This is a genomic window from Mammaliicoccus sp. B-M6 (assembly GCF_022386965.1).
Classification (GTDB): domain Bacteria; phylum Bacillota; class Bacilli; order Staphylococcales; family Staphylococcaceae; genus Mammaliicoccus; species Mammaliicoccus sciuri_A.
Genome location: NZ_JAJNHJ010000002.1, coordinates 114,236 through 127,311, shown reverse-complemented (window position 1 = coordinate 127,311; position 13,076 = coordinate 114,236). Strand labels below are relative to the sequence as shown.

Sequence of the window (13,076 nt, the reverse complement as noted above, 5' to 3'; positions counted from 1 at the left end):
GCCACGAAATTAGCATCATGCTAGCAAGTTAAGCGAACACTGACATGATAAATTAGTGGTTAGCTATATTTTTTTACTTTGCAACAGAACCGAAAATAATCTCTTCAATTTATTTTTATATGAATCCTGTGACTCAATGATTGTAATATCTAAAGATTTCAGTTCATCATAGACAATGTTCTTTTCAACATTTTTTATAGCAAATTGATTAAATAAATTCTCTAATTTCTCCCGTTTGATTTCACTACCATAGATTATATTATCATTGATATAGTCAATGAATAATGACAAATTATCACTCATAACAGTCCCAACCCCTTTATTTTGATAGACTAATTATCTTCATCATTGTAAAACAAATTACACCCTTTAAATTTAACTCAACTTAAATATCGACAAATTAAAAAACAATAAAATTACTTGAATATTATTCATAATATATTAACAACTTTATTATACTGCTCTTTATATATAAAATCATTAATAATTAAACAAGCCTTAAAATATTTAACTTTTTTGTGATTATTACACATTATCTTATCTGCTCTTTATCACCATAAAAATAGAAAAAACAAGATTCCTAAAGAATATAGGAATCTTGTTTCAGACTGTGGACAAACTGATTTTTTATCAGTTAGCTTATTTAGAAAGTTTTATTTAAATTACAGTTTCTATTTTTATTAGATCACAATTTTATTTTAGCTCTTGTTCAAGTAATCATTTTTCGCCAAAAACTTTATACTGAATAGCTTCTACATTAAATACTTTGTCAATGAGATCATCTACATCTTTAAATTCAGAATAATTTGCATATGGATCTATAAAATAAAATTGTGGTTCTTTACCGGAAACATTAAATATTCTTAATATTAAATATTTCTGCTTATATTCTTTCATAGCAAACATTTCATTTAGCGACATAAAAAATGGTTCCTCAATACTAGAAGATGTAGATGTTTTAATTTCAATAAATTTTTCTACAGCTTTATCTGTATTTGTTGGATCAAAAGCTACTAAATCATAGCCATGACCGTGTTGAGAGCCTGGATTATCATTTAAAATATTCCTAAACTGTTCTTTCTTATCTTCGTCTATTTTATTATCAATTAGCTCATTAAAGTAATTTAGCGCTAATTTTTCTCCAACTTTACCGGTTAATTTATTCTCTTTATTTGATTTTTCAATTTCTGAATCATTTTTAGTAGTCTTTGATACACCTTTTTTATATTTTGGAATTATTCCTTTAGGTGCTTCCACTTCCTTGAGTGTCTTATCTTTTTGTGCTGTTCTAATTTCTTCAATTTCGCTGTCTTCCTGTATTTCGTCTATGCTATTGACCAAGCTATCATAGGATGTTTTTGTAACTTTTGAAGCTAATTCATTAAATAGTTCTAAAAATTTCTTTAAATCCTCTAGCATATCTTCTTCTGTGAATCCTTCATTCAAATCATAATATTTGAATCTTATTGATCCATGAGAATATCCTGATGGATAATCATTTTTTAAATCATAAGATGAATCTTTATTTTCTGCGTAATAAAATCTTCCAGTATTAAATTCATTTGATGTAATATATTTATTGAGTTCGGAAGATAAAGTTAATGCTCTTTGTTTTGCAGCATTTTTATCCCGCGGAAACATATCACTTATCTTTGACCATCCTTGATTCAAAGATAAGTATATGCCTTCTCCTTCCGGATGAAAAAGATATACCAAATAATATCCATCCTTTGTTTCTTTTGTTATATTCTCATCATATATTGAAATCCAAGGAACTTTACTATAGTTCCCAGTAGCAACCTTCCCTACAACTGAATATTTATCTTCTTTTATATGCACTTTTAACTGCTTGGGTAACTTATCATGGACTAAAGTTTTATATAGATCACCTTTATCCCAATCAGATTTTTTAACTACATTATTGGTACGTTTCTCTTTAATTAATTTAAGGACCTGCATAAAGTTGTCTATCATTTGAAATTCCCTCCTATTATAAAATATATTATGTCTCATTTTCTTCAATATGTACTTATTTATATTTTACCGTAATTTACTATATTTAGTTGCAGAAAGAATTTTCTCAAAGCTAGAACTTTGCTTCACTATAAGTATTCAGTATAAAGAATATTTCGCTATTATTTACTTGAAATGAAAGACTGCGGAGGCTAACTATGTCAAAAATCATGAACCTCATTACTTATGATAAGCTTCCCCACGCATGATTTTGAATGCACGATACACTTGTTCCATCAGGATGACTTTCATCATTTGGTGTGGGAAGGTCATTTTGCTGAATGATAGGGCGTAGTTGCTGCGTTGTAATACTTTTTGATGCAGGCCGTTTGATCCGCCGATGATAAATGTGATGTGTGAATTGCCTCTTGTCATGAGGTTATCGATTTCTTTACTGAGGCCTTCGCTTGTTAACATTTTGCCTTGTATTTCCAAGGTAATAACGTAACTGTCTTGTTTGATTTTAGACATGATTCTGTCCGCTTCTTTTTCCTTCACTATCTCTATATCTTTATCGCTCATATTATCGGGTGCTTTTTCATCTGCTACTTCAATGAGTTCTGTCTTTGTATATGCACCTAAACGTTTATTATATTCATCTACGGCTTGTTTCCAGTATTTCTCTTTTAGTTTACCTACCGTTATGATTGTTATCTTCATTTTTATCCACCTTTATTCATCTTGTTAAAAGTTATCCACATGTTATTAACTTATACACAGTTTTCTTTATTATTATATCAACAATTTTAATTTTTTGTACGTTTTCTAAATATTAAGTCGTTTATTTTTATACATTTTATTATGATTTATCCACGGATTTATATACATTGTGGATAAAACAGTGGATAACTACCTATATTATTCACAGTTCGTGGACATTTGTGTATAACTGTGGGTATATATGTGCACAAACTAAAAAGATATCCCCAACTCAATAATTGGGGATATCTTTTTTAAATGTAGTATATTGGTGTTGCTTTTTCTTTATCTGTATCACATAAAATGACTTCTTTATTTGTATCAATATCATGTTTGTTTAATACTTGTCCAACGCTCATTCTTGCTAAATCTTTCATGTTGTTGTCTTGGCTTAAGTGTGACAGATAGATACGCTTCGTACTTCCTGTTATAACATCACACATTGCATGTGCTGCATCTTCGTTAGATACGTGACCCATGTCGCTTAATATACGTTGTTTCGTCTTCCATGGATATTTGCCCATTCTTAACATATCCACATCATGATTACTTTCGAATACAAATGCATCACTTCCGTGTATCATACCTTTCATGCGGTCTGACACGTAGCCTGTATCTGTAATCATCGTTAACTTTTTATAGTCGTGATTAAAGATATAGAACTGTGGGTCTATTGCGTCATGTGACACGCTAAATGATTCGATATCCATACCTGCTAAAGTCTTAGTTTCATATGGTTCAAAATGGAACTTTTGATCTAGTGGTATGTTTTTATCTTTAGCTTCTATCATTTGCCATGTCTTTTTGTTCGCATAGATAGGAAGTTTATACTTTCTTGCGAGTACACCTAACCCCTTTATGTGATCGATATGTTCGTGGGTTACTAAGATACCTTCTAGGTCGCTGATGTTACGGTCAATTTGTTGAAAGAGACCTTCTATTTTCTTTCCTGTTAAGCCAGCATCGACAAGTAGGCTTCCTTTATCTGATTCTATATAAGTGGCATTTCCTGTACTGCCACTTGCGAGTACGCTCATTGCGATCACAAGTGTTCATCTCCTTTAATTACTGCTTCTCTTACGATTCTTCTAAGACGGTAGATTCTGGTTTAATGGCATCGATATACAATGTCTTCGTATCTGTTTTACCGTCTTTTTCGGTTTTAATTTTGACTTCCCATGACGGTACAAGTACTTGTCCGCCTATTTCTTTAACGACACTGTAGTAGCCTAACCTTACAGACTCTACTTTATCATCTTTTTTAAGGTACGTGTTGTAATACAATGTCTCTAAAGCTGTCTTAGCATCTGCTATTGTACGTTTATTGTTGTTGTCGCCATTACCTGGTTTAAGTTTGTCTAAATACGTTTGTGTATATGACTTAGCTTTACCATTATCCATATCTATGACGATTTGTCCTTTGTTGTTGTTGAGTATTGGTAAATCTTCATAGTTTTGTTCATAGACGACTTTGTTTTTATCTGTGTTGTTCTTTTTATATTCGTAATCTTTACCTTTAAAAGCATCTTTGTTAATAAAGCTCTTTAATGATGATTGTTTACTATCTTTATCTAAATCTGCATTGACGTCTTTATTGATTTTCGTGTCTTTTTCACTTAATGAATAAACACCTTCAAGCTCATCTGAATCGAATGATTTACTACTACCTGTTATGGCTTGCATCTTCTTATCTCGATATTCTGGTAACTGCGGGACGTCTATGCCTTCTTTAGCAAAATTAACATCTGATTGTGCGTTTGATTCTTGAACGATAGAGTTATTTACTTTATTAAAGTAGACAACGACCAATCCTATATTAATGAGAATAAACACAATGATGAAGAGTGACTTAGCATGTTTCCAATCCATTAAGAAAGCCCTCCATTCTCGTACCGTTTCCATTCACCGTCATATTTCACATACCATTTCGGTATAAATTCAATCGTGTCTTGTAAGTTATTAATTTCGTCTTTTGGTAATGATAAATCATAGCCAATTGCTATATTCGTAACTTTGTTAAAATCAATCGAACCATTTGATGCTAGACTAAATCTGACTTCTTCTGATGAAGGCAATTCATCCGCTTCTTTTTTAGACGGTACGGCCACTCCTGTTGTAATAAGACCGCGATTGTATTCATTAATCGTATCTCTACCCCACACCGCTTCTATTGAAGATAACTTATCATCATTAAACACTGGGTAATTATTTAAGAACATTTGATAGTCTATTTTACCAGATTTTTGATCTGTACCAAATAGACGGAATTCATCTGTATAACCTGCATGTTCATTAATAAATTTAAATGAATTTGTAATTGATTTTGTCATATCTTTTTGACGATTTTCATCTTCTGATAAATTCGTATAACGATATGTTTGTTTCGCTTCGTTCACGGTAGAAATCCCCGTATTGTTGTTATAAGTTGAAACGTTATGTTCATTACTACGCGCAATCACCGAATCCCCAAGAATAACATCATTTAATTCAGATACAGATATTTTGTTAGAAACGTAACGGTAAATATTCATATTATCTGCATTCTCTGGTGCATAAATTTGGTAAATTTCATTCGTAGTCATTTCATTTGTAATCATGCCTATATAAGGTTTCAAATCTGGTGCTGCTTCTTTATTTACCTTATCAAATTGCGTGCTTTTAATATTTGTCTGTAGTTTAACAACCTTTTGTTTATTCTCACTTAAAAGATACACAACAGCTTCTTTCGTTGATTTCGTATCTACAAGTATTCGGTCAAAATTAATATTAGGATAATAGTCCATATTCATGCCTAATACTTGGTTTAAGTACATTTCACTCGGGATGCTATCAGGGAAGTCTAAAATCGTATATCTTTCAGATAAATCTTCAAGTTGAACAACTGACTCACTGCTTAGAATATCGACTTTCTTCACTTCTTTACTTAACAATTGGTCAGTAATCTTCTTGATATCTTTCACGTTAGAAGTCCCTTTTACGTCCGTGCCATTTCGATTAATCATTCTAAACGGCATAATCACACTATCAATAGGCTTACTAATTTTAGGTCCAATAGAAGGTGTTTCTGTATTCACATCTGTTTCTAAATCTGTCAGTTCAGGTGTAAATGTCCATACACGGTATGTCATAAACACACTGATAAGTACAAGGATTATGAGGATAGCAGATTTAATCAGTTCTCTATTACGCATCCCAATCACCAAACTCATCTTCCATGACTTCACATGGCAATGTTATATAAATGGATGTACCTTGACCTTCTTTACTGCTCGCCCATATTCTACCTTTATGTGCTTCTACGATTTCTTTAGTGATGGCTAAACCTAAACCTGTACCACCCATTTTACGTGCTCTCGCTTTATCTACTCTGTAGAAACGATCAAATATTTTATCTACTTTATTCACCGGGATACCAATACCATTATCTTTAATTTGTATTGTCATTCGGTTATATAAAGTATTTTGTTTCACATGAAACTCTACACGTTTATGAGATTCTTGTGAGTATTTAATCGCATTTGTAATAACGTTATCAAACACTTGTGTCATCTTATCTGGATCAATTTCAACGAATAAACCTTTAACAGGTATGTCTCTAATAAATGTCACGTTCTTACCTTGTGTCATTTCATGTCTGTTAATGATTTTGTTAATAAACATGTTAAAATCAATCAATTCAGAGTTCATTTGATCACTGGAACTGTCCATTTTAGAAAGTTGTAATAAGTCATTAACAAGACGAATCATACGGTCTGTTTCTTCACGTGTAACATTTAAGAATGTCGGTGCAACTTCAGGATCACGCCAAGCACCTTCTTCTAATGCTTCTATATAACTTCTCATAGATGTTAATGGCGTACGCAATTCATGTGAAACATTCGCAACGAATTCGCGACGTTCATTTTCTAAAATGTGCTGCTCTGTAACGTCATGTAATACGGCAATATAACCATTAATAAAGCCAGTATCTTGGATAATTGTACTGAAGTTAACACGTGCGATAATGCCTTCTTCACTATTAATATCAATAATGAAACTATCATTATTCTCCTGTAAGTCATCTAATGAATAATCATCATCAATATTTAGAATATCTAGTATATGTTTCGCTTCTACATCGGCACGTTCTAGACCTAACATTTTAAGCGCCATTTCATTAATAATACGTACGCGACCGCGTCTATCAGTGGCAAGGACACCATCGCTCATATGCGTGATAACCGAGTCTAGACGACGCTTTTCACTTTCAGTATTCGCTTGTGCTTCTTGTACACGTTTAGATAAGTTGTTAAATGACAGCGCAAGTTCACCGATTTCGTCATTTCCGTATATCTTAACGCGCTGAGTATAGTTACCTTTAGACATTTCTAACGTTTGGTTACGCATGTCTGATATAGGTTTCGTAATGGTTCTCGCAATAAAGAAACCGAGCACGATTGTGATCAATAATGAGATTGCTGTACCGATGATGAAGATTTGATTAATGTTGTTTAACTGTTCGTAAACAGAATCAATATCTGACTCAACATATATATCTCCGACAACTTCACCTTCGTATTCGACAGGTTTATTTTTGATCCATACTCTATTACTATCCGATGAATCATTTTTTAATACGATTTTATCATTAGCTTTTCCTAATGATAACGCCTTTTGAACAGAGCTATCGTTTACTTTTTGATTGACGGTATTTTGATTAGTAGCTTTAGATGTCGCCACAATAATTTGATCTTGATCAATAAACTTAATCTCATCAATTTCAGTTCTATTGGCATAATCATCTAATATACTTTGTATTTCTTTTTGGAAGTTCCGATTTGGATCTTCTGAGTTGTACGTTTTCTTTATGTTGTAATTAATCTGTTTCACGTGCTGTTCAATATTTGTCTTGAAGTTACGTGTCAGTTCTTTCTCAAGACTATTTGTAAAATATAATCCAATGATTTGCATACCAATAATGATTAATAAAACATAAATAACGACAAGTTTAATGTGTAAGGACTGAAACTTCTTTAACCAATTCATAATATCAGCCTACTCTTGTGTTTGTAGGAAATAACCCACACCTCTACGCGTCACAATATATTCTGGGTGTGATGCATCGTCTTCGATTTTTTCACGTAGACGACGTATCGTAACATCAACTGTACGTACATCTCCAAAATAATCATAACCCCATACAGTTTGGAGTAAGTGTTCACGCGTCATAACTTGTCCAATATGTTTTGCTAAATAATGAAACAATTCAAATTCACGGTGTGTCAATTCGATATCGACACCACGTTTTTTAATTGAATATGCATCAGGGTATACCGTAATATCTTTAATGACGATTTCATTTGTTTCTTCGTCTTCTGTTTGTGTTGGTTGAGAATAATGTCTACGTAAGTTTGCTTTCACACGCGCGATTAATTCACGTGTTGAAAAAGGCTTCGTCACATAATCATCTGCACCTAACTCTAACCCTAGAACTTTATCAATTTCTGAGTCTTTAGCTGTTAACATAATGATTGGCATTTCAAATTTCTTACGTACCTCTCTACATACTTCCATACCATCTCTACCAGGTAGCATAATATCTAATAATACGATGTCTGGTTCTTCTGCATATATCAAATCTACTGCGTCATTACCGTCATATGCGCAATAAACATCATAACCTTCTTTTTTTAAATTAAATTCAAGTATATCTGCAATTGGTTTTTCATCATCAACGACTACTATTTTTCTAGCCATACATTTACCTCATTTCTTTTTGAAAATAAGTATCTCTAAGCACACAATTGTGCATGATATCCTATACTATAATTTAACACTATTTGTCTATTAATTCTATTGTTTGACGTTAATCTATGATTGAACAACAAAAAAATGCTTATCGTTATTACGATAAGCATTAAAAGCGGTCCCGACGGGAATCGAACCCGCGATCTCCTGCGTGACAGGCAGGCATGTTAACCGCTACACCACGGGACCTTATGTATAAAATTGAGATGGTGACCCCTACGGGATTCGAACCCGTGTTACCGCCGTGAAAGGGCGGTGTCTTAACCGCTTGACCAAGGGGCCTCTGTTTAACACAAGATTGATTATAGCATGAATAATATACAGAAGACAAGATTTTATTTTAAATTTTTTATATAATAAATATAGAAGTACTAAAAAGGATGATAATATGGAACAAGCACAAGTTATTAGAAAAGGACATCGTAAATTACGTAAAGGAGAAATCCTCAAACGATTCATATTTATCACCATCGGCAGTATATTAATGGGGGTAGGGTTAGAATTATTTTTAGTTCCTAACAATTTACTAGATGGTGGCATTGTCGGTATCGCAATTATTTTGAGTCATCTCACCAATTTAAAGCTTGGATTATTTATCTTTCTACTAAATATTCCGTTTTTCTTTTTAGGATACAAGCAGATTGGTAAGACATTCACGATTTCTACAATTTACGCAATTACAATATTATCTATTACAACAGCCTACTTACATCATTTTGATCCTTTTATTAAAGAAGCGTTTTTAGTAACGATCTTTGGAGGCGCAATTATTGGTTTAGGCGTAGGTCTCGTAATACGATATGGAGGATCTTTAGACGGATCTGAAATCAGTGCTATCTTAATCAGCAGTAAAGCACCATTTTCAGTAGGCGAAATCGTCATGTTGATTAACTTCTTCATATTTACAGCTGCAGGATTTGTATTCAATTGGGAATCAGCGATGTTTTCCGTTATTGCATATTTTATAGCTGCTAAGATGATTGACGTAACCGTTCAAGGATTTGATGAATCAAAAGCCGTATGGATCATCAGCGATACATATAGAGATATCGGAGAAGCCATCAATGACCGACTCGGTAGAGGTGTCACATACCTGAATGGAGAAGGCGCATATACAGGTGAAGATAAAAAAGTCGTATTCTGCGTCATCACACGATTAGAAGAATCCAAACTAAAAGATATCGTAACAGAAATAGACAACACCGCATTCCTATCAATCGGTGACGTGAGCGAAGTAAAAGGCGGACGCTTTAAGAAAAGAGAAATACATTAATAAATCACAGTAATATGCATAAGAATTTATGATTTCAAAGTATAGATAGACGTCTATGATTGCGGACAGTCTTAATTAGGAAGCCTGATTAAGTTAGTTTCTAGAGCGCAGTTGGTAGACAACCTTGAAATGATAAGTTTTTATGCTTTTTTGTTGGGTGGGGTTGAGGGGGGATGGATTGCGGTGCGGTACGGAATAGGTGGAATTTAGTTAGGTTCAGGTCGGGTTGAAGTTTATGGGCGATCTCTTGGCTTTATTCAGGACTTAAGCCATGACTGTACTGAACCCAAAAATCTAAACCTTAATTAGTATATTATTTCAAAGGTTTGTCTCCTGTAATTTTTGGGAGATAAGCCTTTTAATTTTGATTTGATTCTTTCGTTATTATAAAAATTGATATATCGATGAATAGCTTGTTCAAGATCTTGAAAATCTTTAAATTCTTGGCCATAATACATTTCTTGTTTAAGTAACCCAAAAAAGTTTTCCATAACTGAATTATCTAGACAATTACCTTTTCTAGACATACTTTGAAATATCTTATGTTCTTTTAATAAATTAGTGTATTGCGAATGTTGATAATGCCAGCCTTGATCTGAATGAATCGTTAAACGGTGGCCAAGGTTTGGACGACGCTCTATCATTTCTTTTAGTGGATTGATTACTATATCTAATGTAGGACGACTTGAGATTTTAAAGCTTATAATCTCTGAACTATATAAGTCCAGATAAGGTGATAAATATAATTTCTGACCATTCTTTAATTTGAACTCTGTAATATCTGTTACGACTTTTTGAAATGGGAGACTTGTTTTAAATCTACGATTTAATATGTTTTGAGCTACTTTACCAACTTTACCTTTAAAGGAACGATACTTACGACCTCTATGTGTGAACTTTGTACAAGTTAGATTATGTTCTTTCATGATTCTTAGTACTTTTTTATGATTTACAATAATACCTCTATTTCTTAGTGCTTGTGTAACACGACGATAACCATAGGTATGGTTTGATTCATTACATATTTCTTTTATTACTTGAATCAACGATTCATCTTTATTAGGTTTACTAAATTGATTTATCCAATAATAGTATACAGATTTAGCTATTTGAGCGATTTTAAATAAGATGCTTAATCTTATATTATATGTTTCATTTAGTTCCTTAATGACCTTTACTATTTCTGATTTTTGCTTCCGTAAATGTCGGTCAAGGCCTGTAACTTTTTTTGATAAGCTATACCTGCCTTTAACGTCTCGACTTCATTTCTAAGTCTTTCAAGTTCTTCACGTTCATTTTCATTTAAAGGTAAATTTTTATTATCTGATTTAGCTCGTTTTTTAGTCATAGTGTGAGATCGTCCCTTTTGTTTATTATCTATATCAAGACGACATTTTTCATCAAACTGACGTTGCCAATTGGCAATGATAATAGGATTAATAATCCTAAAGTGATTCGCGGTATCTTGATAAGACAACATATTTTCTTGTCTAAATTTTAAAACAGATAATTTAAATTCGCTAGTATAAACACTATTTCTAATTTTTTACTTCTAAACTTTTATGATCTTGTGAGTTTACTACTCCTTTAACTCACATCTTCGCCGATCTGCCCCCACAATCTCGTCCGCTTTCTCAACCCAACTCTAAACAATCCTGTCCAACCCTAACCAACTCCAAACCTCATCACCTTATATCAACGCACAACACCCAAACTCAACTCACTCCAAACCACACAACACCTTCCCCCAATATGAAAAAACCAGCAGATACGCTACATATCTGCTGGTTTCTCTTTATTTATTAGTCCCATAGGTTTTCTAATAGGTTTGTTTGGTTTCTATCTGGTCCTACTGAGAAGATAGAAATTTTAACGTTACATAATTCAGAAATGCGTTCTAAATAACGACGTGCGTTATCTGGTAATTCTTCTAATGAACGGCATCCTGTGATGTCTTCTTCCCAACCTGGTAGTTCTTCAAAGATTGGTTTACAACGTTCTAATTCGTTTAAGTTTGCTGGATATTCAGTGATTTCAACACCATCAATTTCGTATGCTGTACAGATTTTAACTGTTTTTAATCCTGTTAATACGTCAATTGAGTTAATTGATAAATCTGTAATACCACTTACACGGCGTGAATGACGTAGAACTACTGAGTCAAACCAACCTACACGACGTGGTCTTCCAGTTGTTGTACCGTATTCACGACCTACTTCACGGATATGGTGACCATCTTCATCAAATAATTCTGTTGGGAATGGACCGTCTCCTACACGAGATGTATAAGCTTTACATACACCAATTACTTTAGATACGTATGTTGGACCAACACCGCCACCTACTGTAACGTTACCTGCAATTGGATTACTTGAAGTAACGAATGGATATGTACCGTGGTCGATATCTAACATCACACCTTGCGCACCTTCGAATAATACTTTTTCATTGTTTACGAAAGCATCATCTAATAATTTAGCTGTGTCTGTTACATAATCTTTCAAACGTTGTCCTGCTGCATAGTAAGTTTCAAAAATTTCTTCAAAAGTGAAACCTTCAGCGTTGAACATTTTTTCGAATAATTCATTTTTATATTCAAGATTTTCTTTTAAGCGTTTTTCAAAAGTTTCTTTATCTAATAAATCAGCCATACGGATACCGATACGTTGTGCTTTATCTACATAAGCTGGACCGATACCTTTTTTAGTTGTACCAATTTTGTTGTCACCGCGTTTTTCTTCTTCTAATTCATCTTGTTTAAGATGGTATGGTAAGATGACTTGCGCACGGTTTGAAATTCTTAAATTGTCAGTTGCAACTCCGCGTTCATTTAAAGCATCTAATTCTTTCAATAAAGCTACTGGATCAACAACTACACCGTTACCGATAACACTTGATTTCTCTTGATAGAAAATACCTGATGGTACTAAATGCAATTTGTAAGTTTCTCCATCAAATTTAATTGTGTGACCTGCATTGTTACCACCTGAAAAACGTGCAATAACGTTTGCATCCTCTGCTAAGAAATCTGTAATTTTACCTTTACCTTCGTCTCCCCATTGCGTCCCAACGACTACGATTGATGACATGTGAGCACCTCCGCTTTTTCTCATTAACCATTAAGTATTCTATCAGTACTATCCTTAAATTGCAAACTAAAAACGAACATTGATTACTAGTGTTAAATTACACTCCTTATTCATGCTGGAATTGCTAAAAAACACCTTAACCACAGTATTTAAAAGGATTATAATCGTTTTATCCATTTTCAAAAACACAAACTTAAGCACATAAGTGTTACTTT

Annotated in this window: 12 protein-coding genes and 2 tRNA genes; 1 reads left to right on the top strand and 13 read right to left on the bottom strand. The window is 33.1% G+C overall.

The annotated features are described in order from the left end of the window. Window positions 1-63 precede the first annotated feature (63 nt). The 10 genes from LQ693_RS01485 to LQ693_RS01440 form a co-directional block, all read right to left on the bottom strand. Window positions 64-303 carry a hypothetical protein gene (locus tag LQ693_RS01485; RefSeq protein WP_001282728.1) on the bottom strand — a complete coding sequence of 80 codons (240 nt, stop codon included), beginning with the start codon at window positions 301-303 and terminating at the stop codon, window positions 64-66. A gap of 414 nt (window positions 304-717) precedes the next feature. After that, entirely contained in the window at window positions 718-1,974 is a 1,257-nt protein-coding gene (locus tag LQ693_RS01480; protein ID WP_000566670.1) for an MrcB family domain-containing protein, read from the bottom strand. A 219-nt stretch (window positions 1,975-2,193) separates the two neighbouring features. Then, window positions 2,194-2,673 (bottom strand): 23S rRNA (pseudouridine(1915)-N(3))-methyltransferase RlmH, encoded by a 480-nt coding sequence (gene rlmH / locus LQ693_RS01475; protein ID WP_025906271.1) that lies wholly within the window; start codon window positions 2,671-2,673, stop codon window positions 2,194-2,196. Between the two features lie 293 nt (window positions 2,674-2,966). Next, window positions 2,967-3,749, bottom strand: a complete 783-nt coding sequence (locus tag LQ693_RS01470; RefSeq protein ID WP_103360507.1) for an MBL fold metallo-hydrolase — start codon at window positions 3,747-3,749, stop codon at window positions 2,967-2,969. A gap of 40 nt (window positions 3,750-3,789) precedes the next feature. After that, window positions 3,790-4,581, bottom strand: coding sequence for a two-component system regulatory protein YycI (locus tag LQ693_RS01465; RefSeq protein WP_107618189.1), 792 nt, complete (start codon window positions 4,579-4,581; stop codon window positions 3,790-3,792). Continuing rightward, a complete protein-coding gene (locus LQ693_RS01460; RefSeq protein ID WP_107618188.1) occupies window positions 4,581-5,903 on the bottom strand; it encodes a YycH family regulatory protein in 1,323 nt (440 codons plus the stop codon). Before LQ693_RS01460 ends, LQ693_RS01465 begins: the two co-directional genes overlap by 1 nt. After that, window positions 5,896-7,737, bottom strand: coding sequence for a cell wall metabolism sensor histidine kinase WalK (gene walK, locus LQ693_RS01455; RefSeq protein WP_048542839.1), 1,842 nt, complete (start codon window positions 7,735-7,737; stop codon window positions 5,896-5,898). Before walK ends, LQ693_RS01460 begins: the two co-directional genes overlap by 8 nt. A 9-nt stretch (window positions 7,738-7,746) precedes the next feature. Beyond that, on the bottom strand, window positions 7,747-8,448 hold the full coding sequence (gene yycF / locus LQ693_RS01450; protein ID WP_025906262.1) for a response regulator YycF: 702 nt from the start codon (window positions 8,446-8,448) through the stop codon (window positions 7,747-7,749). A 167-nt stretch (window positions 8,449-8,615) separates the two neighbouring features. After that, window positions 8,616-8,688, bottom strand: a tRNA-Asp gene (locus LQ693_RS01445). An 18-nt stretch (window positions 8,689-8,706) separates the two neighbouring features. After that, window positions 8,707-8,781: transfer RNA gene (locus LQ693_RS01440), tRNA-Glu, on the bottom strand. A gap of 106 nt (window positions 8,782-8,887) precedes the next feature. Here LQ693_RS01440 and LQ693_RS01435 point away from each other — a divergent pair. Continuing rightward, window positions 8,888-9,772 (top strand): YitT family protein, encoded by an 885-nt coding sequence (locus LQ693_RS01435; RefSeq protein WP_025906261.1) that lies wholly within the window; start codon window positions 8,888-8,890, stop codon window positions 9,770-9,772. A 305-nt stretch (window positions 9,773-10,077) separates the two neighbouring features. On the opposite strand, the gene LQ693_RS01430 is transcribed toward LQ693_RS01435, so the two are convergent. The 3 genes from LQ693_RS01430 to LQ693_RS01420 all read right to left on the bottom strand — a co-directional run bounded on the left by LQ693_RS01430 (window position 10,078) and on the right by LQ693_RS01420 (window position 12,861). After that, window positions 10,078-10,953, bottom strand: coding sequence for an IS3 family transposase (locus LQ693_RS01430; protein WP_311403031.1), 876 nt, complete (start codon window positions 10,951-10,953; stop codon window positions 10,078-10,080). After that, on the bottom strand, window positions 10,950-11,252 hold the full coding sequence (locus tag LQ693_RS01425) for a helix-turn-helix domain-containing protein (protein WP_103362215.1): 303 nt from the start codon (window positions 11,250-11,252) through the stop codon (window positions 10,950-10,952). The genes LQ693_RS01430 and LQ693_RS01425 overlap by 4 nt, the downstream gene beginning before the upstream one ends. Before the next feature lie 322 nt (window positions 11,253-11,574). Further along, a complete protein-coding gene (locus LQ693_RS01420; protein WP_048542847.1) occupies window positions 11,575-12,861 on the bottom strand; it encodes an adenylosuccinate synthase in 1,287 nt (428 codons plus the stop codon). Window positions 12,862-13,076: the final 215 nt, after the last annotated feature.